The organism is Streptomyces sp. NBC_01498, assembly GCF_036327775.1.
In the GTDB taxonomy this organism is placed as follows: Bacteria; Actinomycetota; Actinomycetes; order Streptomycetales; family Streptomycetaceae; genus Streptomyces.
Map to the genome: position 1 here is coordinate 972864 of NZ_CP109598.1, position 25175 is coordinate 998038.

General features: G+C 73.4%; 20 protein-coding genes. 8 read left to right on the forward strand and 12 right to left on the reverse strand.

Annotated features, from left to right (window positions below; all coding sequences use genetic code 11):
- Positions 1-238: 238 nt before the first annotated feature.
- Entirely contained in the window at positions 239-2230 is a 1992-nt protein-coding gene (locus tag OG875_RS03680) for a DUF5107 domain-containing protein (RefSeq protein WP_330172765.1), read from the reverse strand.
- A gap of 104 nt (positions 2231-2334) precedes the next feature.
- Positions 2335-3231 (reverse strand): arginase family protein, encoded by an 897-nt coding sequence (locus OG875_RS03685; protein WP_330172766.1) that lies wholly within the window; start codon positions 3229-3231, stop codon positions 2335-2337.
- 79 nt (positions 3232-3310) lie between these two features.
- Between OG875_RS03685 and OG875_RS03690 the strand changes: the two genes are divergently transcribed.
- On the forward strand, positions 3311-3664 hold the full coding sequence (locus OG875_RS03690; RefSeq protein WP_330177591.1) for a DUF6204 family protein: 354 nt from the start codon (positions 3311-3313) through the stop codon (positions 3662-3664).
- Between the two features lie 59 nt (positions 3665-3723).
- Here OG875_RS03690 and OG875_RS03695 read toward each other — a convergent pair whose 3' ends face one another.
- The 9 genes from OG875_RS03695 to OG875_RS03735 all read right to left on the reverse strand — a co-directional run bounded on the left by OG875_RS03695 (position 3724) and on the right by OG875_RS03735 (position 16420).
- Positions 3724-4272, reverse strand: coding sequence for a GNAT family N-acetyltransferase (locus tag OG875_RS03695; RefSeq protein WP_330172767.1), 549 nt, complete (start codon positions 4270-4272; stop codon positions 3724-3726).
- Positions 4273-4304: 32 nt separating this feature from the next.
- Positions 4305-5243, reverse strand: coding sequence for a S66 peptidase family protein (locus OG875_RS03700; RefSeq protein WP_330172768.1), 939 nt, complete (start codon positions 5241-5243; stop codon positions 4305-4307).
- The gene (locus OG875_RS03705; RefSeq protein WP_330172769.1) at positions 5240-7267 is read right to left on the reverse strand and encodes a S9 family peptidase; all 2028 of its coding nucleotides are present in this window, start codon (positions 7265-7267) and stop codon (positions 5240-5242) included. Before OG875_RS03705 ends, OG875_RS03700 begins: the two co-directional genes overlap by 4 nt.
- Positions 7268-7278: 11 nt before the next feature.
- Positions 7279-8628: a M20/M25/M40 family metallo-hydrolase gene (locus OG875_RS03710; protein ID WP_330172770.1), complete on the reverse strand. Its 1350-nt coding sequence runs from the start codon at positions 8626-8628 to the stop codon at positions 7279-7281.
- Positions 8621-9454 carry a M55 family metallopeptidase gene (locus OG875_RS03715; RefSeq protein WP_330172771.1) on the reverse strand — a complete coding sequence of 278 codons (834 nt, stop codon included), beginning with the start codon at positions 9452-9454 and terminating at the stop codon, positions 8621-8623. Before OG875_RS03715 ends, OG875_RS03710 begins: the two co-directional genes overlap by 8 nt.
- A gap of 152 nt (positions 9455-9606) precedes the next feature.
- Complete coding sequence (locus OG875_RS03720) at positions 9607-10326, reverse strand: class I SAM-dependent methyltransferase (RefSeq protein ID WP_330172772.1); 720 nt, start codon at positions 10324-10326, stop codon at positions 9607-9609.
- Positions 10327-10378: 52 nt separating this feature from the next.
- Positions 10379-12886, reverse strand: coding sequence for an ATP-binding SpoIIE family protein phosphatase (locus OG875_RS03725; protein ID WP_330172773.1), 2508 nt, complete (start codon positions 12884-12886; stop codon positions 10379-10381).
- A gap of 149 nt (positions 12887-13035) precedes the next feature.
- On the reverse strand, positions 13036-15486 hold the full coding sequence (locus tag OG875_RS03730) for an MFS transporter (protein WP_330172774.1): 2451 nt from the start codon (positions 15484-15486) through the stop codon (positions 13036-13038).
- A gap of 475 nt (positions 15487-15961) precedes the next feature.
- Positions 15962-16420 (reverse strand): SRPBCC family protein, encoded by a 459-nt coding sequence (locus tag OG875_RS03735; RefSeq protein WP_330177592.1) that lies wholly within the window; start codon positions 16418-16420, stop codon positions 15962-15964.
- Positions 16421-16550: 130 nt separating this feature from the next.
- On the opposite strand from OG875_RS03735, the gene OG875_RS03740 reads away from it, so the two are divergent.
- The 4 genes from OG875_RS03740 to OG875_RS03755 all read left to right on the forward strand — a co-directional run bounded on the left by OG875_RS03740 (position 16551) and on the right by OG875_RS03755 (position 19256).
- Complete coding sequence (locus OG875_RS03740) at positions 16551-17585, forward strand: Rv2578c family radical SAM protein (RefSeq protein WP_330172775.1); 1035 nt, start codon at positions 16551-16553, stop codon at positions 17583-17585.
- A gap of 41 nt (positions 17586-17626) precedes the next feature.
- Positions 17627-18139, forward strand: coding sequence for a macro domain-containing protein (locus OG875_RS03745; RefSeq protein WP_330172776.1), 513 nt, complete (start codon positions 17627-17629; stop codon positions 18137-18139).
- A gap of 146 nt (positions 18140-18285) precedes the next feature.
- Positions 18286-18690, forward strand: a complete 405-nt coding sequence (locus OG875_RS03750) for a RidA family protein (protein WP_330172777.1) — start codon at positions 18286-18288, stop codon at positions 18688-18690.
- 2 nt (positions 18691-18692) lie between these two features.
- Positions 18693-19256, forward strand: a complete 564-nt coding sequence (locus OG875_RS03755; RefSeq protein ID WP_330172778.1) for a GNAT family N-acetyltransferase — start codon at positions 18693-18695, stop codon at positions 19254-19256.
- On the opposite strand, the gene OG875_RS03760 is transcribed toward OG875_RS03755, so the two are convergent.
- Complete coding sequence (locus tag OG875_RS03760) at positions 19240-19911, reverse strand: HEAT repeat domain-containing protein (protein ID WP_443079057.1); 672 nt, start codon at positions 19909-19911, stop codon at positions 19240-19242. The genes OG875_RS03755 and OG875_RS03760 overlap by 17 nt on opposite strands.
- 375 nt (positions 19912-20286) lie before the next feature.
- Between OG875_RS03760 and OG875_RS03765 the strand changes: the two genes are divergently transcribed.
- The 3 genes from OG875_RS03765 to ccrA all read left to right on the forward strand — a co-directional run bounded on the left by OG875_RS03765 (position 20287) and on the right by ccrA (position 25174).
- Positions 20287-22092, forward strand: a complete 1806-nt coding sequence (locus OG875_RS03765) for a 3-hydroxyacyl-CoA dehydrogenase family protein (protein ID WP_330172779.1) — start codon at positions 20287-20289, stop codon at positions 22090-22092.
- 221 nt (positions 22093-22313) lie between these two features.
- Positions 22314-23153 carry a TetR family transcriptional regulator gene (locus OG875_RS03770; protein WP_330172780.1) on the forward strand — a complete coding sequence of 280 codons (840 nt, stop codon included), beginning with the start codon at positions 22314-22316 and terminating at the stop codon, positions 23151-23153.
- Between the two features lie 683 nt (positions 23154-23836).
- Positions 23837-25174, forward strand: coding sequence for a crotonyl-CoA carboxylase/reductase (gene ccrA, locus OG875_RS03775; RefSeq protein ID WP_330172781.1), 1338 nt, complete (start codon positions 23837-23839; stop codon positions 25172-25174).
- Position 25175: the final 1 nt, after the last annotated feature.

Consider the following 25175-nt stretch of genomic DNA (forward strand, 5'->3'; position numbering starts at 1 on the left):
ACGAGACCGGCCGGTCGGGCCCGAGCGGTCAGGTCCGACCCGCCCTGTCCCGAGCCGGGCCGCCTATGCCCGGCGGCGTAAGCCCCACCGGCTCAGACCGGGGCGGCCGGGCCCGGCCGGGGAACGAGACCGCCCGAGCCCCACCGGCGGAGCCCGACCACCCGAGCCCGGCCCGTCGGGGCCGCGCCCGTCCCGGCCGGGGGCGGACCCGTCGAGGCCCGCCCCCGGCCGGCCCCGTTCAGTCCCCCGGCCGCATCCGGTAGTCGTACTCCTCCGGCAGCGGATCGTCCGTCAGGGACGCCCACACCTCGTTCAGGGTCTCCGCGCCCTCCCGCAGGTCCGCCACCTCGAAACCCGCGTCGAACACGGCGCGGGCCGCCGCCTTGTCCCCCTCGGCGAGCAGCAGCCGGGCCTCGATCAGCCGGAACGCGCCCCGCTTCCGGATCGGGTCCGGCAGGCGGTCCCACACGCCCCGCGCGTCGCCCGCGCGGTCACCCGCGAGCAGCGCGGCGATCGCCTCGCGGGCCAGCGCCGCCGTGGCCGCGTCCCAGGACTCGGACCCGTCCTCCTGGTCGCCGCGCTCCCGGCAGAGGTCGTCGAAGGACTCCGCGTACAGGTCGGCGGCCCGTCCGGGGTTGCCGCCCTCCTGGTCGGCGACGGCCAGGCAGCGCAGCAACGGCCAGCGGGAGGTGGCCAGTTGCAGGCCGCGTTCCCAACTGCGCACCGCCTGGGCCCGATCGCCCGCGTGCCACTGGGCCACGCCCAGGTGATACTCCGTCAGCGGCTCTGCGGGCGCGGTCTCCAGCATGTCGCGCCAGTGCGGGGCGACCAGCGACGGTCCCGGCGGCGCCGTCTCGCGCGGCTTCGGCAGGGTGCCCTGGGTGAACAGCTCGACCCACGGCGCCTGTTGCTCGCCGAGCATCGTCTCGTCGAAGGGTGTGCCCGGCAGCCGGTACCCGCCGCGCATCGCGCCGCGCAGCACTTCGAGCGCGCCCCAGCCCGAGCCGGTCGCCAGGCGTTCGCCGGGCTCGGTGTCCGCGTGCGGCAGCCACGCCTCGTACGCGGCGTCGACGTCCGCGCGCGGCAGGGCCTCCTCCAGCCGGGTGTCGACCTCGGCGCGGGCGGCGTCCCAGTCGGCGCCGTGCACGGTACCGGCGTCGGCGGACAGCGGACCGTACGACTCCAGCCAGCTGACCTCGTCGTGCCCGTCGAGCTTCACGTGTTCGAGCTGGGTCCGGGCGAGCCCGGCCTGGATCTCGGCGTAGCCGGGGGTGCCCGGTTCGGTGAGCCACCGCTGCCAGCGCCGTCCGCCGCGCCCGGCTCCCCAGACGAAGAGCTTGCGGCCGCCCAGGGTGTCCGTGGAGGTCTGGACGAGCCCCCGGCCGTCGCCGTCGAGCGAGGTGATCCACTTGCGGAAGTCGCGGGGGACCTCGTAGAAGTAGTCGGCCGGGAACTCGCCGCGCAGCGGGTAGGTGCGGTCCACGCCCTCGTGCTCGGGCACCGGGATCCGGCGCAGGCTCCGCTCGTAGCCGAAGTGCCACGCCTCCTCGGCGGGGGCGAGGACCCGGGTGTGCTCGTCCTCGGGGACGGCGGTGTTGGACCACCAGTAGACGGGGGCCGGGCCCTGGTGCGGGTTGCGTATCCGTACGCCGACGTGCAGGAAGTCGGACGCGTCGGGCAGCCAGAGGTCGACCTGGAACGGCAGGCCGCGCAGTGGCTCCCACTCCCACAGCCGGAGCATCTCGCCGCCGTCGGGCGCGGGGACCAGCGCGGCGTTGAGCGGTGCGCAGGAGAGGGTGGTGTGTCCGGTGGCGCCGATGTTCCACTCGACTCCGCCGGAGAACCAGGCGCCGTTGAGCGCGAAGTCGGCGGGCTGGAACACCGGGTTGCGGTAGAGCAGTTCGCGGTCGGTGGGCTTGTGGTGCAGGGAGTGGAGGCGTCCGCCGAGGCCGGGCAGGACGGTGGCCCGCAGCCGGTCGTTCTCGATGACGATCGTGTCGAGGCCGGTGGGCTCGCGGTCGCGTCCGTAGCCGTCGCGCACCCGGACGGGCAGGACGGTGCGCAGCGGCTCGTACCCGATCTGCCGCGCCATGTCGCGGGGCAGCTCCCGCTTGACGCTGTCGCTCACGGAGTGGGTCTCGCCGAGCGGCCGGAGCGCGGGCAGGGGGTTCTCCGGCCCCAGGGGGGCGGCAGGCAGGGTCAGTACGGCACGTCGCACGCTCGTGGCCACAGGCAAACCTCGCTTCGCTCGCGGGGGCCGGCGGCTCGGTTGGCCGGCGCGCACCCGATGACCATGGAACACGGTGGAGTGCGCGCCGAACAGAGGACCTGGCGTCAGTCTTCGGTGAACGCCGCGACCGCGATGTCCGCGAGGAGCGCCCCGGCGGTGCCGTCGGGGTCCAGATCGGGGTCGTAGATGGTCAGGTTGAGTCCCACGCAGCGGTCCGAGCGGACCAGGATCCGCAGCAGTGCCTCCAGTTCGCCGGGGAGCAGTCCCCCGGGGTCCGGGGCGTCGACGGCGGGCATGACCTCGGGGTCGAGCACGTCCGCGTCCAGATGCACCCAGAAGCCTTCGGTGACGGGCGCCTCCAGGGTCTGGAGCGCGGCTTTCGCGAGGTCGGTGGTGCCCCGGTCGCGGAACTCGCCGACGGTCACGGTGGGGATCCGCAGCCGGGCCAGTTCCTCGCGGTCCTCGTCGTCGTCGCGGATGCCGAAGATCCGTACGTCCTCGTCACGGAGGTACGGGCGCAGCCCTTCGATGTCGCTGAGGTCGCTCTGGCCGCGCCCGGTGGCGATGGCCAGTTCCTCGCCGCCGGCCGCGCCGACGGAGGGGGAGTTGCCGAGGTGCCGGAAGTCGGCGGAGCCGTCGATCGCGGCGATGCCGTAACGCCCGATCCGGCGGAGCGCGAGGGAGGCGCCGAGCTGGATGGAGCAGTCGCCGCCGAGGACGAGGGGGAAGTCACCGGCCCGTACGTGGTGTTCGATCCGGTCGGCGAGCCGGGGGGTGTACGCGGCGATGGCGGCGGCGTTGAAGACGCCGTCGCCCGGCTTCCAGTCCCCCCGGTCGTAGCGGGGCGGGACGACGACGCCGCCCTCGAACGCCCCGAGCCGCTGGAGGAGGCGCTGTTCGCGCATCGCTCCGGCGAGTTTGTGGCAGCCGGGCACCGTGCCCGGGGCCGGGGGGCGCAGGCCCAGGTTGGAGGGGGCGTCGATCACCACGATATTCCGCATGCGATCCATCCTCGGCGTCGTACGCTCGTTCTTCAATCAGGATCCTGATCCGGGACTTCGCGAAGAGGGCGGCGCCGTCATGACCACGCAGCACACGTACCGGGTGATCGTGCGCGGGACCTTCCAGGGGCTGTCGGACGAGGCGCGGGCCCGGCTGCTGGGTGAGGTCGACGCGCACGGGCTGACGCAGATGCGGTTCACGCCGGAGGGGTCGCTGACCTACGACCGGGTGCTGAAGCACTTCTCGTACCGGTTCGTGGTCGTGTCGGACGCGGCGGACGGCGAGGAGATGGCGGCGGCGCTGGCCGAGGACCGGGCGGAGAGAGCGCTGGGGGAACTCGGCGGTGCGGGGACGGAGATCGGCTTCGGGGAGCTGCGGTCGACGGTGACGGACATGGACACCATGAAGATCAACCGCAAGGGCCGCCGCTGAGCCCTCCGCTCCCCACGCGGCCGGTCCCGTGCGGTCGGCCGCCTCCGGAGTGGTCCCGGTCAGGTGCGGGCGGCCATGTCCGAGGTGAGCGCCCAGCGTTCGTGGTCGCGCCAGGCGCCGTCGATGTGCAGGAAGTCCGGCGAGAAGCCCTCGTTGCGGAAGCCGGCGCGGCGGACGAGGGCGATCGAGGCGGCGTTGCCGGGCTGGATGTTGGCCTCCAGCCGGTGCAGGCCGAGCGGTCCGAACGCGTGCCCGAGGACATGGCCGAGCCCTTCGCCCATCAGTCCCCGGCCGGCGGCGTGGGCGAAGGCGCCGTATCCGAGGGTCCCGCTGAGGAAGCCGCCCCGGACGATGTTGTTGATGTTGATGAATCCGGCGATCCGGTCGTCGGCGAGGTCGCAGACGAGGAATCCGGCCTTGGTGGGGTCCCCGATGATGCCGCGCGCGTAGTCGGTGTACGCCTCGGGGGTGCGGGGCGGGAAGAGCCAGGGGTGGTGCAGGTGGGTGCTGGCGCGGGCGTGCGAGGCGAACTCGTCGGCGTCCTCGTACCGGTAGGGGCGGACGCGGGTACGGGGCCCCTCGCCCGTGGGGGTGGTGATGTCGCGCATCGCGCCAGCCTAACCGTGCCGGTCGGTGGGTCTCAGGTCGGCGGTGGTACGTCCACGGTGAGGGTCGCCGCCTGGTCGGACGCCTCCAGGACCGCCGGGACGCCCAGCGGGACGGTCAGATTGACCGGGCCGTGGCCGAAGCCCAGTTCTTCGACGACGGGGACGCCCAGTCCGCCGAGCCGGTCCCGCATCAGCCGCCGGACGTCGTCGTACGGGCCGCAGTCCTCCCAGGAGCCGAGGGCGATCCCGGCGACCCCGTCCAGCCAGCCGGAGCGCAGGAGTTGGGTGAGGACGCGGTCCAGCCGGTACGGCTCCTCCCCGACGTCCTCGATCAGCAGCAGGCCCCCGGCGGCGGACGGGCGGGCGTGCGGGGTGCCGAGGTCGGCGGCGAGCAGGCTGACGCAGCCGCCGAGCGTGACCCCCCGGGCCCGCCCGGGGACCAGGGTGCGCGCGGTGGCCGAGCCGACGCTCCGGACCGTGCCGGGGTCGAGGAGGGTGGCGCGCAGCGATTCCTGGGTGGCGGGGTCCTTGAGGAAGGTGAGGGCGGCGACCATGGGCCCGTGCAGGGTGGCGACGCCCGCGCGGACGGCGAACGCCTCGTGGAGCGCGGTGATGTCGCTGTAGCCGACGAAGACCTTGGGGCCGGCCGCGCGGATGGCGTCCCAGTCGAGCAGGTCGACCATGCGCTGGACGCCGTAGCCGCCGCGTGCGCACAGGACGGCGGAGACGGTGGGGTCGCACCAGGCGTCCTGGAGGTCCCGGGCGCGGTCCCGGTCGGTCGCCGCGAGGTAGCCGAACTCCGGGTGCCGGCCGAGGACATGGGGTGCCACGACGGGGTCGAGGCCCCAGCCGCGCAGGATGTCCAGGCCCGCGTCGAGGCGCTCGGCGGGCAGCGGGCCGCTGGGCGCGACGACGGCGACCCTGGCGCCGGGCCGCAGCCGGGGCGGGCGCACCAGGGCCCTGACCGTCATGTGGTGAGCTCCAGCGGCGGGACGTCGGGGCGGCTGATCCCGAACGTCTGGGCGTACAGCGACAGTTCGGCCTCCAGCGCGCGGACCATGGTGTCGGCCTTGCGGAAGCCGTGGCCCTCGCCCTCGAAGGTGATGTACGCGTGCGGGACGCCCCGTCCGGCGAGCCGGGCGAGGAAGCGTTCGCACTGGACGGGCGGGCAGATCACGTCGTCGAGGCCCTGGAGGAGCAGGAAGGGGGTGGTGATCCGGTCGACGTGGTTGATCGGGGAGCGGTCGCGGTAGCGCTCCGGTACGTCGGCGACGGGGCCGACCAGCGACTCCAGATAGCGCGACTCGAAGTCGTGCGTGCCGTCCTCGACCCAGGTCGACAGGTCGAGGATGGGGTAGATGACGGTGCCGCACGCGTAGACGTCGGTGCTGGTGAGCGAGGCGGCGCTGGTCCAGCCGCCGGCGCTGCCGCCCCGGATCGCGAGGCGCGCGGGGTCGGCGGTGCCCTCGTCGGCGAGGGCGCGGGCGACGGCCGCGCAGTCCTCGACGTCGACAACTCCCCATTGTTCGCGCAGCCGTTCGCGGTAGGCGCGGCCGTAGCCGGTGGAGCCGCCGTAGTTGACCTCGGCGACGCCGATGCCGCGCGAGGTGAAGTAGGCGATCTCCAGGTCGAGTACGAGCGGGGCGTGGCTGGTCGGACCGCCGTGGGCCCACACGACGTACGGCGGGAGTTCGCCGTCGGGGGCGTGGTGGGCGGGGTGGTGGGGCGGGTGGATGTGGGCGTGGATCTCGCGGTCGCCGGGCCCGGTGAACACCCGGGCGCGTGGCTCGGGGTAGTAGGCGGGGTCGACGGGGTCGGTGTGCGCGGCGCCGACGACGCGGGCCCGGCCGGTCGCCGTGTCGAGTTCCACGATCTCGTAGGCGCTGCGGGGGCTCGCGGCGACGCCGATGACGCGGGTGCCCCGGGTCGCGAGGGTGGGGGCCCATTCGGTCCAGGGCCCGGCGACGTCGGCGATCCGGCCGGTCGCGGGGTCGAGTACGCCGAGTGTGGTGGCGCCCTTGCCGTGGACGACGGCGATCGTGCCGTCGTCCATCGGCCGGAACCACCGCTGGCCGATCTTCCACAGCGGCCCGCCGAACTCCTCCTCGACGTCCGGGCTCAGCCGCTCGGGCCCGGCCACGCCGGACGGTGCCGAGGCGTCGGGCCGCAGCCGGTTCAGCTGCCACCAGCCGCCGGGGTCGGAGACGTACAGGAGTGAGCCGTCGGGCGCCCAGTCGGTCTGGACGACGGCTTCGGACGGGCCTCCGGCGACGGTCCGCACCCGCTCGAAGGGGCCCCCGGGGGCGCCGGTCGCGGGCACGTCGGCGAGCAGCAGTTCCGTGCCGTCCCAGGGCATCCGGGGATGGTCCCAGCCGATCCACGCGACCTGCCGGCCGTCCGGCGAGAGGCGGGGTCCGGTGACGAAGCGGTGCCGGTCGCCGGAGAGTTCCCGGACGGCCGTACGGTCGTCGGCGGCCGAGCCGTCCAGCGGTACGGCGGCGACGAGGCGGCGTACGTCGGTGGGCAACTCGCCGGTGAACTCCTCCAGTACGCACCAGACTTCGCCGGTGTCGAGGCGCAGCGTGGGGTCGGCCCAGCGCAGGGTGCCGGTCTGCCGGCCGCCGGGGGCGGGCGCGGGGGTCAGGGGGCGCGGGGGCGTGCCGGCGTCCGGGTCGTACGCGTACAGCCGCTGGTCGGGGAGGTGCGCGAAGACGACGACGGTGGAGCCGTCGGGCCCGGCCGCGCCGTCCCAGGGCCTGCCGCCGTACTCGATGACCCGGGTGCGGACGTTCCACGGGGCGGGCAGAACCGATTCCTCCCCGCCGTCGGGACGCCCGCGCACCAGGGCGCGCCGGCCGCCCTCGGCGGGGCGCGGCTCCGTCCACCACACCTCGTCGCCGACGGTGCCCACGTACTCCGGGCGCCCGTCGTGCGAGGCGGCCAGCGCGGCGTCGATCGGTGACGGCCAGGAGCCGTACGGCGTCGGCTGCTCCATGCCCAACTCCCCTACGCGTGTTGCAGATAGTGGTCGAGTACGCGGACCCCGAAGTGCAGGGCGTCCACCGGGACGCGTTCGTCCACCCCGTGGAACATGGCCTGGTAGTCGAAGCCCGGCGGCAGCTTCAGCGGGGAGAAGCCGTAGCCGGTGACACCGAGCCGGGAGAACTGCTTGGCGTCCGTGCCGCCCGACATGCAGTAGGGCACGACATGACCGGCCGGGTCGAACCGCTCGATGGCGGCGCGGAGTTTGGCGTACGTCGGGGAGTCCACCGGTGCCTGGAGGGCCACTTCGCGGTGGTGGAACTCCCAGTCCACGTCGGGTCCGGTCAACTCGTCGAGGGTGGCGCAAAATTCGTCCTCGGTGCCCGGCAGCATCCGCCCGTCGACCATGGCGACGGCCTGACCGGGGATCACGTTGACCTTGTAACCGGCTTCCAGGACCGTCGGGTTGGCGCTGTTGCGCACGGTCGCCTCGACCAGCGCGGCGGCCGGGCCGAGCTTGGTGAGCAGCACGTCGGGGTCGAAGCCGGGGTCGTCCGTGTCCACGTCGATGCCGTGCAGCGCGGCGAGTTCGCGGAGCGCGGCGCGCACGGTCGGGGTCAGCCGCAGTGGCCACTCGTGGTCGCCGATGCGGGCGACGGCGGCGGCGAGCCGGCTGACCGCGTTGGCGCGGTTGACCTTGGAGCCGTGGCCGGCCCTGCCGTGCGCGGTGAGCTTGAGCCAGGCGGTGCCGCGCTCGCCCGCCCCGAGGGGGTAGAGGGTCATGCCGGGGCCGGCGTGGAAGCTGAAGGCACCGGATTCGCTGATGCCCTCCGTACAGCCCTCGAACAGTTCCGGGTGGCTGTCGGTGAGGAATCCGGCGCCGTCGATCGCGCTGGCCTCCTCGTCGGCCGTGTACGCGATGACGATGTCCCGGCGCGGCCTGATCCCGGCGCGGGCCCAGGCACGGACGACGGAGAGCACCATCGCGTCCATGTTCTTCATGTCGACGGCCCCGCGGCCCCAGACGACTCCGTCCCGGACCTCCCCGGAGAAGGGGTGCGTGGACCAGTCGGCGGGCTCGGCGGGCACCACGTCCAGATGGCCGTGGACCAGCAGCGCGTCCGCGCCGGGGTCGGTGCCGGGAATCCGGGCGACCACGTTGGTCCGGCCGGGTGTGCGTTCGAGAAGGGCGGGTTCGAGACCGGCGGCGGCCAGCCGCTCGGCGACGTACTCGGCGGCGGGGCGCTCCCGGCAGTCGCCGCCGCCCCGGTTGGTGGTGTCGATGCGGATGAGGTCGGAGGTGAACGCCACCACCTCGTCCAGCGCCACCGCGTCCACTGCCTCGCGCCCCTGGTCGGGCGTGCTGTCAGCCATACTGTTCCTCCACCGCGGCCGAAACCATCGTGGTGACCGCTTTGAACGTGCGAATGCCCTCGTACATCGTCTCGCTGGTGTAGGCGACCCGCCGCTCCCCGCTGCGCACCACACCGGGGACGACCGTGGCCGCCCCGCAGAGATGCTCGGCGTCGAACTCCAGCTCGACGGTGAACGGGCCGCCCACGACCGGTTCGTACCGTACGGCCAGGGCCGCCGCCTGCTTCGCCGCCGCCCGGATGTCGGCGGCGGTGCGCGCGGGGGTGCGGCAGAGCGCCGCGTACCGCGAGACATGATCCTTCACCGCGACCGTGCGGGCACCGGGGGCGTACCCCTCGGCGTCCCGGCAGGTCAGGTCGTCGCCGGTGACGAGCACCACGGGGACGCCGTACTCGGCGACGACATGGGCGTTGAGCAGACCCTCACTCGCGCGCGTCCCGTTGAGCCAGACGCCGGTGACCGAGTTGGCGAGATACGTGTGGGCGAGGACGCCCTCCGCGCCGGCGCCCGTGTGGTAGCCGACGAAGGCGATGCCGTCGACGTCACCGTGCTGGACGCCCTCGACCATGCTCAGCGACTTGTGGCGGCCGGTGATCATCGCCGCCCGCTCGTCCAGCCGCTCCAGGAGCAGGTTGCGCATGGTCCAGTGCGCCTCGTTGATCAGCACCTCGTCGGCGCCGCCGTCCAGGAAGCCGAGGACGGCGGCGTTGACGTCCGAGGTGAACATCGTCCGGCAGCGCTCCCACTGCGGTGTCCCCGGCAGCACGTCGGCCGGCCAGGTGACACCCGTGGCGCCCTCCATGTCGGCGCTGATGAGGATCTTCATGGTGCGAAACCGTACGCCCCGCCGGACGCGGCGACCACCCCGGGCCGCCCGTACCGGCGCTCCCCGGTTCCGGGGGAACGCCCGTACGGGCGGCGGACCGGGCGGGCGCCGGGGCCCCGCCGGCCAGGGGTACCGGGGCCGGGCGGGAATCGTCAGGCGGGTGCCAGCACGAACCAGCGGGCGGGCAGTTCGATCCGGCTGCCGTCGGGCAGATACTCCGTCTGCGCCAGCGTGGTCTCCCCGCTGTCCACGATCCGCAGGCCCGCCCCGCCCAGCAGCCGGGGGACCTCGTCGTCGGCGGCCCCGGCCGGTTTCAGTCCGTGCTCGAAGACCCGCCGCAGCTTCGCGGGCGGGCCGCCGGGCGCCTCGGCGGCCTGCTGGAACACGCCCTTCGACGCCGAGGTCAGCTCCACGACGAACGCCCGGCCGCGCTCGCCGAGCAGCGCCGCCACCGCCCCGGCGACGGCCGGCCGGTCCTGCGGCTCGCTCTGGTGGATGACGGCGCGCATATAGACATTGGCGTCGCCGATCCGCGCCGACAGGGCCCGTACGGCCTCGTGGTCCACCAGATCGAGCTGTTCGAACTCGGCAGCCTTCGCCGTGTCGGCGTGCCGGGCGTGCTCGATCGCCGCGTGCGAGAGGTCGACGCCCACCGCGCGGGCGAACCGGGTGGCCAGATGGCGGGTCTGGGTGCCGTTGCCGCAGCCGAGGTCGACCACGGGCAGCGCCGGGTCGGCGTGCGGCAGCAGGATCGCGCAGTGCGGTACGGCCGTCAGGGACGGGTCGGAGTCCCAGATCGCCTCGCCCGGTGCGTCCGAGGTGTCGCGCCAGTAGCTCTCCCACGAATCCCGGTAACGCTGTGACAGGGTCATCCGCGCACTCCTCGATGAAGGCCCCGGGGGGCGATCTGATGGCGCGTCAGTTTCACGCCACGCGCGAAACCCTTCCCCCGAGAGCCTGTTCGAACCACACGGTCTTGCCCTGTGCCGTGCTGTTGCTCCCCCAGCCCCGGGCCAGCCGGCTCACGACCCGCAGACCCCGGCCGAACTCGTCGCCTGACGTCGCGCCGAGCAGGCTCGCCGGGGCCGGTTCGTCGTCGGTGACCTCGCAGAGCAGCGCGTCGGTACGGACCAGCCGCAGCCCGACATGGCGGATCCTGGCGTGGCGTACGGCGTTGGTGACCAGTTCGCTCACCATCAGCTCCGCGTGCTCCACGGCGCCCGGCAGATTCCAGTCGTACAGCTTGCCGCGCACCAGCCGCCGGGCCCGCGCCACCTCGCGCGGGTCGAGGGCCAGCTGCCACTCGGCGACGTCACCGCCCGGGATGCCGTTCAGCCGGGCCATCAGCAGGGCCACGTCGTCCTTGCGGCCGCCCTTCGTGTTGAGGGCGCGGATGATGGTGTCGCAGGCCCGGTCCATGGAGGCGGCGGGGTGGGCGGCCGACTCGCAGAGCGCCGCGAGGCCCGCGCCGATGTCCTGCCCGCGCACCTCGACCAGGCCGTCCGTGCACAGGATCAGCCGGTCGCCGGGGCCGACCCGGACGGTCGCGGTCTCGAACGGCACCCCGCCGACGCCGATGGGGGCGCCGGTCGGCAGGTCGAGCAGTTCGCTGCTGCCGTCGGCGGCCCGGACCAGGACCGGCGGGATGTGACCGGCGTTGGCGATCTGCACCTCGGAGCGGATCGGGTCGTACACCGCGTACAGACACGTCGCCAGATAGTTCTCACCGAGCCGCTGCGCCAAGTCGTCCAGATTGCGCAGGAGTTGGGCGGGCGGCATCTCCATGGTCGCCATCGTCTGCACGGCGGTGCGCAACTGGCCCATCATGGCGGCCGAGTTGAGGCCGTGGCCCATGACGTCGCCCACCACCAGCGCGGTGCGGGAGCCGGGCAGTTTGACGGAGTCGAACCAGTCGCCGCCGATCCTGCCGAGCCGGGCGCCGGGCAGATAGCGGGTGGCGATGTCGCAGCCCGCCATCCGTGCGGAGACCTGCGGCAGCATGCTGTCCTGGAGCGTCTCGGCGACATTCTCCTGATACGTGTACATCCGGGCGTTGTCGAGGACGAGACCGGCCCTGGCCGCCAGTTCGGCGCCGGTGGTGCGGTCCATGTCGTCGAAGGGCGCCCGGTCCTGACGGCGCATCAGCACCATGAAGCCCAGCACCACGTCGCGCGCCTTGAGCGGGACGAGCAGCATGGAACGGTTGTTGATCAGCGGTCGCAGATCGCGCTTCTCGAACTGGCCGGAGATCCGGTCGCCGTCCTCCTCGCTGAGCCTCGGGATGAGAACGGGCTCACCGGTGACCATGCACTGGAAGAACGGGGTGTGTTCGGGGAAGGCGATGGCCTCGCCGACCGGCACCGTGTCGTCCCAGCGGCCCGGCTCGTCGTTGTGCTCGACCCAGACCCGGTGCCAGACGGTGCTCACGTCGGGCCGCCCGGTGGGGAAGCCCTCGCCGGCCAGCACGGCGGCGCGCAGATGGGTGCCCGCGAAGTCGGCGAAGCGGGGGACGGCGGCGCTGGTGACCTCGCGGATGGTGCGGGAGAGATCGAGGGAGGAGCCGATGAGACCGCTCACCTCGTTCAGGAACTCCAGGCGCTCGCGCACCGCCGCGTATTCGAGGTCGAGTTCGGGCCGGGGCACGGGCACCGGGGCGTGCTCGGCGTGGCGCGCCGCCCGATCCGGGGCGTCACGATCGGTGGTGTACGGGGTGTGGCCGGTGGCGTACGGGGCCGTTCCGGCGGGCTCCGCCGAGCCGTGGACGGACGCCGGGCGCCGCGACTGGCGGCGCGGCACACCCCAGTCGGGGGTGACCGGGACCCGGTCGAGATGGCTGAACTCCAGCACGGGGTAGCCCAGTTCGAGAACCTGGGCGACGATGCGCCCGGAATCCGCGACGCTCATGTTCGGCAGGATGTGCGGCAGCTGGCCGGCCAGCGACTCGGCGTCGGGGAACTCGGTGTACAGCGAGAAGCTGGGCGCGATCCGTTCCCGGTCGACCCCGGCGTCCACCCGGAACCGGTCGATGTCCGCGGCGAGGACGAGATGCCGGCCGGGTCCCGGTCCGGCCAGCGGATACGCCCACCACAGCACGTCGAGCCGGGGGCGGCCCGCGTCGGTGAGCCGGGCCCGCCCGGAGGTGGGGTAGGAACTGCGGCCGTGCAGCTCCGGTCCCAGGTCGTCGTCGCCGTCGTACATGTCGTCGGCGTCGGCCCGGCCGCCGCGGCCCTCGTCGAGCGCCCCGGAGACCGGCATCAGATCGTCCGCGGGGCGACCGACCGCGTCCTCCCTGGAATGGCCGAAAAGACGCCGTGCGCCGCTCGACCAGTGGGACACGAGGCCGTCGGCGTCCACGACGACCACGGCAAGCGGAATCCGGCCGGCCACGGCGCCGCGCGGCCGTGCGCGGAGCGGCGGAGTGCCACTGTCCATGGGTGGGAGGCTCCTTCCCCGCCGCCGGGATCTGCGGCTGTGCACCCACGGTACGGGTCCGAACACGCAATGCGCGGGGCATTGAACTTTTCAGTTGTGCGCCCGCGTACGCCCCATAAGTTGACTGAAATTCAGTCAACAGGGCCCGGTCAGTCGGCGTGGCCGAGCCGCAGGTCGCGCTCGGTGCGTCCACCGCCCGCCATCCGCAGGACCGTCGCGACGGGCGGGTAGCCCGCGGCGATCACGGTGTACTCGCCGGACGACAGGTCCACGAAGCGGAATGTGCCGTCGGCACCTGTCGTGAGGGTGTCGACCACGGTGCCGGTCGCGTCGAGCAGACTGACCCGGGCGTCCTCGACCGGCCGCCCGGCCCCGCCCCGTACGGTGCCGCGCAGCACGGCGCCGCCTGCCAGTTCGATGTCCTGGCGGGTCTCGCGCGACGCCTGGACGCTGACCGGGAGCGCGGCGGGCCGGAAGGCGGGGGCGCCCGCCGCCAGGGTGTACTCCCCCGCCACCAGTTCGGAGATGACGTAGCCGCCCTCGTGACCGCTGCGGGTGGAGGCGACCACGTCGCCGCGTACGTCGGTGAGGGTGACGGCGGCGTCGCGCACGGGGGTGCCGTCCGCGGTCAGTACGGCCCCGGCGAGCCGGCCGGCGCCCCCGAGGACCACGTCGAGTTCGACGGGGCGCTCGCCGACGGTGACGGTCACGGCCCGGGGCTGGTGTCCGCCCGCCGCGGCGATCATCACGTACGACCCGGCGCCCGGCACGCTCAGCGCGTACCGCCCGTCCTCGTCGCTGGCCCCGCGCCCGATCTGGGTGCCGCGCCCGTCGATGAGGGTGAGGGCGGCGCGGGGCACGGTGCTGCCGTCGTGGTGCTGGACGACACCGCGGACGGGCACGCCCGGCGGGTACGGCGCCGGGGCGGGGGCGGCGGCGCGGGCGGCCGGAACGGCGGCGGGTACGGCACCGGGGACGGCGGACACGGCGGGGGCCACGGCGGCGGAGGCGAGGGGGGTGTTCTGGGACACCAGCGGTTTCTCCTTGAGGAAGCAGGCGATGAGGAGGCCGAGCAGGAGCACCGGCACGAGATAGAGGAAGATGCGCGGCATCGCGTCCGCGTACGCCTGGATGTAGCCGTCCCGCAGGGCGGGCGGCATCGCGTGCACCATCTGCGGGGTGAGGGACTCGGGGTCGGGCAGCCCGGCGCCGGACGGGACGCGGTCGGCGAGCGAGTCGGTGAGCCGGTCCGCGAAGAGGGTGCCGAAGACGGCGGCGCCGACGCTGCCGCCGATCTGCCGGAAGTAGTTGTTGGCGCTGGTGGCGGTGCCGAGGTCGGCGGGCGGGACCGAGTTCTGCACGGCGAGGATCAGCACGGGCATGACGAGGCCGATGCCGATGCCGAGCACGGCCTGGCCCAGGCCGTATTCGAGCCGGGAGGCGCCGGTCTCCAGCCGGGAGAGCAGCCACATGCCGACGACGGAGAGCGCGCAGCCGAGGACGGGATAGACGCGGTAGCGGCCGGTACGGCTGATGAGCTGGCCGCAGACGACCGAGGCGCCGACGACGCCGCCCATCATCGGGAGCATCAGCAGACCGGACTCGGTGGCCGTGGCGCCGTCGACCATCTGGAGATACGTCGGCAGATAGCTGGCCGCGCCGAAGAGGGCGACGCCGACGACCGCGCCGACGAGACCGGTGAGGGTGAAGACCGGGTCGCGGAACAGCCGCAGCGGGATGATCGGTTCGGGCGCGAAGCGCTCGACCACCACGAACAGCGCGGCGGTCACCGCGGCCCCGGCGGCGAGGCCGAGGATGACGCGGGAGCCCCACGCGTACTGCGTACCGCCCCAACTGGTCAGCAGCACCAGGCAGGTCGAGGCGGCGGCGAGCAGGACGGCGCCCATGATGTCGAGCCGGGCCCTGCCCCGGGGCTTGGGGAGCTTCAGTACGGAGCTGACGACGGCGAGCGTGACGAGGCCGAACGGGACGTTGAAGTAGAAGCACCAGCGCCAGGAGACATGGTCGGTGAAGAAGCCGCCGAGCAGCGGTCCGGCGACCGACGCGAGGCCGAAGGCGCCGCCGATCAGGCCCATGTAGCGGGCGCGTTGGCGGGGCGGCACGATGTCGGCGATGATCGCCTGCACGCCGATCATGAGTCCGCCGGCGCCGACGCCCTGGAGGGCGCGGAAGGCGATGAGTTCGTTCATGGTGCGGGACCAGCCGGCCAGCGCCGAGCCGACGACGAACACGACGATCGCGAACTGGAAGACGCCCTTGCGGCCGAAGAGGTCGCCGAGCTTGCCGTAGATCGGCAGGCCGATGGTGGAGGTCAGCAGGTACGCGGTGATCGCCCAGGGCATCCGGTCCAGGCCCTGGAGCTCGCCGACGATCTTCGGCAGGGCCGTGGCGACGATCATCTGCTCCAGCGCGGCCAGCAGCAGGGCGAGCATCAGCCCGAAGAAGACCAGGCGCACGCGGCGCGGGGAGAGTTCACCCCCCGGAAGGGCGGCGCCGGGAACGGGCGGGGGCGGCCCGATCGCGGCCGGAGAGGGCACGGTGGCCCGCTCGTCGTCCTTCACCAGTGTGATCCCACCCACGAGTTGCTCCCCTTCGTCGCGTCTGCGCGGCGCCATTCTCGACAGTGCACGCAGGGCGGGAGCGACGCGCGCGCTTCACCGAAGTGGCCGAGGCGCACGGAGGCACGGGGTGGTGAGGGGCGGACGAACGGCGCCCATCTGCGGTTTCCCGCGACACGTGATGCGCGGGCGCGCGTCACGTGTCGCGGGGAAGACCACTCGAACCGGTGACCCGGGAGGGCGGGCTCCCGGGTGATGAAGACGCCCGTTTTCAGGGGGACTTGACGGGTGGGGCGGGTCGTCGGGTCGGCCGGGCGGGCTGCCGGGGCGCTCCGACCGGGCGGGTCGTCGGGCGGATGGAGGCGGGCCGTCGGGGCTTTGCCGGGGCACCGGCTCGGGGGCGGGTTCCCGGCGTCGGGGCTTTGCCGGGGTGCGGCACCGGGGGCGCCGGGGGCGCCGGGACGGTTCGGTGGCCCGCCGGAGTCCGGCCAAGCCCTCAGGCGGCGTCGGCCGGCTTCTCCGTCTCGGCCGCGAGCTTCACCAGCAGTTCGTCGTAGATCCGGGCGAGGCCCTTGGGCGCGAAGGTCCGCTCGAAGAAGCCGCCGATGCCGCCCGCGCCGTTCCAGACGGTGGTGACGACGACCTTCGAACGGCCCTCGCCGGACGGGGTGACGACCCAGGTGGTCACCATCGAGGAGTTGCGGTCCTTCTCCACGAGCTGGCCGTCGGTGGGCTCGGTGACCTCCAGCAGACAGTCACGGACGCGCTTGCTGGTCGCCTGGAGCTTCCAGTGGACGAGGCTGCCCTCGCCGTCGCCGCCCTCGCGGACCTCGTACTCGCTGAAGTGAGCGGTCAGCACCTTCGGGCGGACCTCCTGGTAGTCCGCCAGCGCGTCGAACACCGTCTCCGGGTCCGCCGCGATGATCCGCTCCGTCGTGGCTTCGACCTGCGCCATGGCTTCCTCCAGCATTCGGTTCTCCGGGCGGCCAGCCAACCACCTCGGCGGGGCCCGCCCAAATCCGGGGTTGCTTCGATCATGGGAACACGTGTTCTATTAAGTGGTCCGTACACCTGAGGAGGCGCACATGCGCTGGGACAATCTGGCCGAGAACCCCGCGTCGCCCCGCGACGCCGCGCTCTTCGGTACGGACGCGGTCGTCACCCGGACCTTCGACACCCCGGAATTCCGGGGCATCACCTTCCACGAGATCCGCGCGCGGTCGATCGTGAACCGGGTGCCGGGCGCGTCGCGGATGCCGTTCGAGTGGACGGTCAACCCGTACCGGGGATGCAGTCACGCCTGCGTGTACTGCTTCGCGCGCAAGACCCACAGCTATCTCGACCTCGACACGGGTCTCGGCTTCGACTCGCAGATCGTCGTCAAGGTCAACGCGCCCGAACTGCTGCGCCGCCAGCTCGCCTCGCGCCGCTGGCAGGGCGCGCACATCGCCATGGGTACGAACGTCGACTGCTACCAGCGGGCCGAGGGCCGCTACCGGCTGATGCCGGGCATCATCTCGGCGCTGCGCGACCACGCGAACCCGTTCTCCATCCTCACCAAGGGCACGCTGATCCTGCGCGACCTCGAACTGCTCCAGCAGGCGGCCGAGGTCACCGACGTCGGGGTGTCGGTCTCCGTCGGCTTCACCGACAGGGAACTGTGGCGCACCGTGGAGCCGGGCACGCCGTCGCCCGAGCGCCGGCTGGACGCCGTACGGACGCTGACGGACAGCGGCATCGGCTGCGGGGTCCTGATGGCGCCCGTCATCCCCTTCCTGGGCGACGGCGCGGACCAACTCCGGGCCACGGTGCGGGCGATCGCCGCGTCCGGGGCGACCTCGGTGACACCGCTGGTCCTGCATCTGCGGCCGGGCGCCCGGGAGTGGTTCATGCGGTGGCTGCGGGAGCACCACGCGTATCTGGTGCCCCGGTACGAGCGGCTGTACGCGGAGGGGGCGTACGCGCCGAAGTGGTACCAGCGCCGTATCACGCGCCAGGTCCACGAACTGGCGGACGAGTTCGGCATCGGCCCGGCGGGACGGGCGGCGCGCCGGGGCATCCGCGCGCCGGATCCGGAGCCGGAACCCGGGCCGGGTCCTACGCAGCTGACGCTGCTGTGATCCGCTACGCGCGGCGGCTCCCCCGGTGGGATCATGCGGGCATGACAGTGATCGAGGTCGTACGGGGCGACATCACCCGCCAGGACACGGACGCCGTCGTCAACGCGGCCAACGAGTCGCTGCGCGGCGGGGGCGGCGTGGACGGGGCGATCCACTGGGCCGCCGGGCCCCGGCTGGCCGAGGCGGGCGCCGCGATCGCGCCGTGCCGGCGGGGCGACGCGAAGGCGACACCGGGTTTCGACCTCTCCCCGCCGGTCCTGCATGTGATCCACACGGTGGGCCCGGTCTGGAAGGGCGGCGACCGGGGCGAGCCCGACACCCTGGCCTCCTGCTACCGCCGCTGCCTGGAGGTAGCGGACGAACTGGGCGCCCGGAGCGTGGCGTTCCCGGCGATCTCGACGGGCATCTTCGGCTTCCCGCCGGACCTCGCGGCCCGGATCGCGGTCACCGCACTGCGGGCGACCCCGACGGCGGTGACGCTGATCCGCCTGATGGCGTTCGACTCCACGTCGGAGCGCCTGCTGACGGGTGCGCTGGCGGAGGCGGAGGCGTAGAGGCCGCCGACACAGCCGCCGACCCCACCGCCGATCCGGTCGCGGTCCGCCCCGCCGCGTACGACCCGGACCCGCGACCGCCGACCGGCGGCTCGCCGCCCGAAAAGCCCTCGTCGGAGGCCGGGGCCGTCCGTGAGGATGGGCGCATGACACGACTCACCCATGTTCAGGCCCCCGCCGGTGTCGCCCCAGGCAGCGGGTACAGCCATGTCGTCTGGGGCACCGGGCGGTTCGTCGCCGTGTCCGGGCAGTGTGCCTTCGATGCCGACGGGCTGGTCGTCGGCGAGGGCGACGCCGGGGCGCAGGCCCGGCAGGTGTTCGAGAATCTGCGGCGCTGTCTCGCCGAGGCCGGTGCCACGTTCGCGGACGTCGTGAAGCTCACGTACTTCGTGACGGATGTCGCGCACCTGCCCGCCGTACGCGTCGCCCGCGACGAGGTGATCGACACCGCGCGGCCCCCGGCCAGCTCGGCCGTCCAGGTGGCCGCCCTGTTCCGGCCCGAACTGCTCGTCGAGATCGAGGCGTTCGCGATCGTTCCCGGGGACGTCTGAGCGTGGACCCGCTCCTGCGCCCCATGACGGCCGACGACTGCGAGGCCGTCGCCGCCGTGCGGGTCGCCGGCTGGCGGTGGGCGTACGACGGGCTCATGCCGGGCGCGTATCTCGACGCGATGAGCGTGGAGAAGGACGCGGCGCGACGGCGTGCCCTGCTGACCGGCGGCAACGGTGACGGTGACAGCGACAGCGGCGGGGCCGGGCCCGGGGCCGTACGGAACCTCGTCGCGGAGCGCGACGGTGCCGTGGTCGGCTGGGGATGCGTCGGCCCGTGCCGGGACAGCGACGTGGGCGCCGGCGCCGGGGAGGTGTACGCGCTGTACGTCCGGCCCGAGCACGTCTCGACCGGCGTCGGGCGCGCCCTGCTGACCGCCCTGCTGGAGCGCGCCGGGTCGGACGGTCTCTCCCCGCTGGTGCTCTGGGTGCTGAAGGAGAACACCCGCGCCCGCCGCTTCTACGAAAAGGCCGGTTTCACACCCGACGGCGCCGAGGAGCCGTTCGAGGTCGGCGGCGTGTCCGTGCCCGAGGTGCGCTACGCGCGCCCGGTCAGCCGAGGCGGCTGAGCGCCTCCGCCGCCGCGCCCGCCAGTCGCGGGTGCGCCCGCGCCTCCCGCAGCAGCGGAAGCGCGCGCCGGTCGCCGAGCCGCCCCAGGCCCTCCACACACGCGAGCGCCACCCGCCAGTGGGTCTCGCCGGGCGCGAGGAGCCGTTCCAGGGTGGCGATCAGCGCCGGTACGGACTCGGGCGCGCGCAGTTCCGCGAGCAGCCGCACGGGGTGGAGCGCGTACGCGGTCCGTAACACGTTGGTGGCCAGCGCGGCGGCGGCGCGCGGCGTCCGGGGGTCGCGCAGCCGGGCCAGCGCGCGGGCGGCGGACGCGCAGCGTTCGGGGTCGCGGTGGTTGAGCAGCAGCACCAGCGTCTCGAAGGCCCGCCGGTCGCCCGCTCCGCCGAGCCGGAAGGCGGCGATCTCGCGTGCCCAGAGGGGATGCCCGGGGGCGACGAGGACGCGGGCGAGTTCCTCGTGGTCGTCGGTGGCGATCAGCCGCCGGTACGCGTCGGAGTCGCCCGACTCGTCCCGTACCCGGTCGGCGAGTGCGCGCAAGTCCTCGTCGGTGACCGCCTGTTGGGCGGCGGCGGGCCGGGCGGCGGGGAGGGGTGCCCGCCGCCCGCTGGTCTCCGCCGACGCGGCCGGTCCGGTCCGCTGTTCCAGCTCGCTCATGCCCGGCAGGGTAATCCGCGTTCCGTGTCCGGCAGAACGCTCTCCGTGACGACCGCCCGTGGGACGGCTTGATTCCGCCGGTGACGCACCGCACAACTCGCCAGGGCTGGCGCGCTCATTACCCACCGGTTACTCTCAAGTGAGCGGGAAACCCCCGCGACTCCCGGTGGCCTGGTGACGCAGCCACCGTGAGTGCCCGTCGGTTCGGCATCATCGCGGCCTCCGCAGCACCGGCCGCACGGCGTGACTCCGGGACAGGGTCCGCCGGTTCGTGTCCGCCCACTGCCGTCGACGCACGCCCCGCACAGGTACGCGGCGGCCATGCGCCCGTCCCCGCCTTCCTCTTCAGTCGTCACTCACCCCTGGAGTCCCGTGATGGACATCCCTCTCTCCACCATCGCCGTCGTCGGTCTCGGCACGATGGGGACCGGTATCGCCGAGGTCCTCACCCGCGCCGGCCGCGAGGTGGTCGGCATCGACATCGACGAGAGCGCCACCGCCCAGGCGGTCGCCGCGCTCGAAGCGTCCACCGCCCGCGCCGTGGAGCGCGGGCGGATCACCGAGGGCGAGCGGCGCGGCATGCTCGCCCGGTTCCGCCCCTTCACCGACCTCCGGGCCGCCGCGGACGCCGATCTCGTCATCGAGGTCGTCCCGGAGTCGTACGAGCTCAAGCAGCAGGTCTTCCGCGCGCTGGACGGGATCGTCCGGCCGGACACCGTTCTGGCGACCGGCACGAACGCGCTGTCGGTGACCCGGCTCGCCGCCGATTCCGCCCGCCCCGAACGGGTCCTCGGCCTGCACTTCTTCAACCCGGCCCCCGCCATGAGACTGGTCGAGGTCGTCTCGTCGGTGCTGACCGCCCCGGCGGCCGTCACCGCCGTCACCGCCCTGGCACGCGAGCTGGGCAAGGAGCCGGTCGCGGTGGGCGACCGGCCCGGCTTCGTCGCCGACGGACTGCTCTTCGGCTATCTCAACCAGGCCGCCGCGATGTACGAGGCCAAGTACGCCTCCCGCGAGGACATCGACGCGGCGATGCGGCTCGGCTGCGGTCTGCCGATGGGGCCGCTGGCGCTGCTCGACCTGATCGGCGTCGACACCGCCCGTACGGTCCTGGAGGCCATGTACGCCGCGTCGCGCGACCGGCTGCACGCCCCGGCGCCGGTCCTGCGCCAGCTCAGCGAGGCCGGGCTGACCGGCCGGAAGGCGGGGCGGGGTTTCTACACGTACGAGGCGGCGGGCAGCGGCACGGTGGTGCGCGACGCGCTGACCCCGCTGGACGGCCCGCGCGCCGACGCGGGCGGGGGCGGCGAGGACGCGCGGCGGGCCGTGCGCACGGTGGGTGTCGCCGGTTCGGGGACGATGGCGAGCGGGATCGCGGAGGTCTTCGCCAAGGCCGGTTACGTCGTGGTGCTGGCGGCCCGCAGCCAGGAGAAGGCGGACGCGGCCAAGGCGCGTGTCGCCCGGTCCCTGGGCCGGTCCGTGGAGAAGGGGCGGCTGAGCGGGCGGGCGCGCGACGACGCGCTGGCGCGGATCACGCCCGCCGGTTCGCTCGACGCGTTCGAGGACGTGGATCTCGCCGTGGAGGCGGTGGCCGAGGACCTGGAGGTCAAGCGCCAGGTGTTCGCGGCGCTCGACAAGGTCTGCCGGCCGGGCGCCGTGCTGGCCACCACGACCTCGTCTCTGCCGGTGATCGCCTGTGCCCGCGCCACCACGCGCCCGTCGGCCGTCGTGGGGATGCACTTCTTCAACCCGGCTCCCGCCATGAAGCTGGTCGAGGTGGTCCGTACCGTCCTCACGTCGGACGAGACCCGCGCGACGGTCCGCGAGGTGTGCGAGGCGATCGGCAAACACCCGGTGGACTGCGGCGACCGGGCCGGATTCATCGTGAACGCGCTGCTGTTCCCGTATCTGAACAACGCGGTGAAGATGGTCCAGGAGCACTACGCCTCCCCCGACGACATCGACGCCGCGATGAAGCTCGGCGGCGGGTATCCGATGGGGCCGTTCGAACTGCTGGACGTGGTCGGACTGGACGTCTCACTGGCCATCGAACGGGGCCTGCACCGCGAGTTCCGCGATCCGGGGCTGGCCCCGGCGCCGCTGCTGGAACATCTGGTGGCGGCGGGCTGTCTGGGCCGCAAGACGGGGCGCGGCTTCCGCGAGTACGCCACCGGCCGCTGACACCCGCGTACCGGCGCCCGGCCCCCGGCGGTGTCCCGCCGACGCCCCGTGCGCCGGGCGGCCCGCGCGTGCGGTCCGCCCGGCGGACGGGGCCGGACCGCCCGCCGCGCGGGTCGCGCGCGGGCCCCTTCGCGACCCGTGCGCGGCCCGGTCCCCCCGGCCGCCGCGCGGGCCCGCGAACGCCCCCCGGACGCCCCCCACAGGCGCGCTCTCCTGCGTCGATGCAGTACGTTCGGGTCATGGCTCCGCCCGCTGACTCCGCCCGCCGACCCTCCCGTACCAACCCGACGGCCGACGCGCCGGAGAGTGCGGCGGGCAGCCGCGCGGCGGCCCAACGGCTCAAGATGCGCCGGGAGTTGTCGGCGGCGGCCATGGAGCTGTTCTCGACCAAGGGGTACGAGGCGACGACCGTCGACGAGATCGCCGCGGCGGCCGGGGTGGCCCGGCGGACGTTCTTCCGGCACTTCCGTTCGAAGGAAGAGGCGATCTTCCCGGACCACGACGACACCCTCGTCCGCGCCGAGGCGGTGCTGAACGCGGCGCCCGCGCACGAGCACCCGCTCGACACCGTGTGCCGGGGCATCAAGGAAGTCATGCGGATGTACGCGGCGTCGCCGACCCTGTCCGTGGCGCGCTATCAGCTGACCCGCGAGGTACCCACCCTGCGCGAGGCCGAGATCGCCTCGGTGGCGCGCTACGAACGGCTGTTCACCCGTTATCTGCTCGGCCACTTCGACGAGGCCGACCACCCGGACGGCAACGACGACCCGCTGCTCGCCGAGGTGGCCGCGTCCGCCGTCGTCACCGCGCACAATCACGTGCTGCGCCGCTGGCTGCGGGCCGACGGGCAGGGCGACGTGGAGACCCAGCTCGACCACGCCTTCGCGATCGTCCGCGACACGTTCGGTTCGGGCATCGGCGCGGGCCGGACCATGGGGCGCGGTACGGCGCCGGCGGCGACGGTGAGCGGCGCCGGTGAGGTGCTGGTCGCGGTGGCCCGTACCGACGCGCCGCTGGACGAGGTCATGCGCACGATCAAGCAGGCGCTCAAGAACGCCTGAGCGCGCCCGTCCGGACGACCGGCCCGCACACCGACCGGCCCCCGCACCGACCGGCAACGCGCCACCCCGCACCCATCGCCCCGCACCGGCCGGCCCGTGGGTGTCACGCCCGCCGTGCCGTGCCCCCGATGCCACGCCCCGATGCCATGCCTCGGTGTCATGCCTCGGTGCCGTGCCCTCGACGCCACGCCCGCCGACTCCCGCCGGGACACTCCGCCGCCGGGACACGCCTCGCGTGAGACACGCCTTCACCGGGACGCCACGCCGTCAAACAGCCACCTAAGGTGACATTTCACCTCACAGAGTGGACTGCTCGTGCTCATGCGTGCCTCACGGCTGACAACTGAGACGAATTCTTGGCACGCAGTGCCTTGTCACCTGACACGGCGTGCCATACGTTGGAGGTGTCCGGGCGGTCGGCGTACCGGGTTCTCCCCCTCGCCGGCTGTCCCCGCGGACCACCACCCGGCCCGCGTGCCCGGACGCCTGCGTCACAGGCAATCCGCACGCCCACCCGGCGTCGCCACGCACCACCCCGCGCCGCACCCGCCGAACCGACGGCACACCTCCACCGCACCACGCGCCCAGCGCCGCCCCGCACCCCCGTACCTGTCCCCGTCCCCGTCCCCGTCCCCGGGGAACTGTTCAGCGTTCCCGCACCACGCTTCGCCGGAGGCCACACCGTGAAGGACATCCTGGACGCCATCCAGTCGCCGGACAGCACGCCCGCCGACTTCGCCGCACTCCCGCTGCCCGAGACGTACCGGGCGGTGACCGTGCACAAGGACGAGACCGAGATGTTCACCGGTCTCGAATCCCGCGACAAGGACCCGCGCAAGTCGCTCCACGTCGACGACGTGCCGGTGCCCGAACTCGGCCCCGGCGAGGCCCTGGTGGCCGTCATGGCCAGCTCCGTCAACTACAACTCCGTCTGGACCTCGATCTTCGAGCCGATGTCGACCTTCGGCTTCCTGGAGCGCTACGGCAGGCTCAGCGACCTGTCCAAACGGCACGACCTGCCGTACCACGTCATCGGCTCCGACCTGGCGGGGGTGGTGCTGCGCACCGGACCCGGCGTCAACTCCTGGCAGCCGGGCGACGAGGTCGTCGCGCACTGCCTCTCCGTCGAACTGGAGAGTTCCGACGGGCACAACGACACGATGCTCGACCCCGAACAGCGCATCTGGGGCTTCGAGACCAACTTCGGCGGTCTCGCCGAGATCGCGCTCGTCAAGTCCAACCAGCTGATGCCCAAGGCCCCGCACCTGAGCTGGGAGGAGGCGGCGGCGCCCGGCCTGGTCAACTCCACCGCGTACCGGCAGCTGGTGTCCCGCAACGGCGCCGGGATGAAGCAGGGCGACAACGTGCTGATCTGGGGGGCGAGCGGCGGACTCGGCTCGTACGCCACCCAGTTCGCGCTCGCCGGCGGCGCCAACCCGGTCTGTGTGGTCTCCAGCGACCACAAGGCGGACCTCTGCCGGCGCATGGGCGCCGAGGCGATCATCGACCGCACGTCCGAGGACTACCGGTTCTGGCGGGACGAGCACCACCAGGACCCGCGCGAGTGGAAGCGGTTCGGCAAGCGCATCCGGGAGCTGACCGGGGGCGAGGACGTCGACATCGTCTTCGAGCACCCGGGCCGGGAGACCTTCGGCGCCAGTGTGTACGTCACCCGCAAGGGCGGCACGATCGTCACCTGCGCCTCGACGTCCGGCTACACCCACGAGTACGACAACCGCTATCTGTGGATGTCGCTGAAGCGGATCGTGGGCTCGCACTTCGCCAACTACCGGGAGGCGTGGGAGGCCAACCGGCTCGTCGGCAAGGGGCGGATCCACCCGACGCTGTCGAAGGTGTACCCGCTGGAGGAGACCGGGCAGGCGGCGTACGACGTGCACCGCAACCGGCACCAGGGCAAGGTCGGCGTACTCGCGCTGGCCCCCCGCGAGGGCCTCGGCGTCACCGACCCGGAGACCCGCGCGCTCCACCTCGACGCCATCAACCGCTTCCGGGACGTGTGAC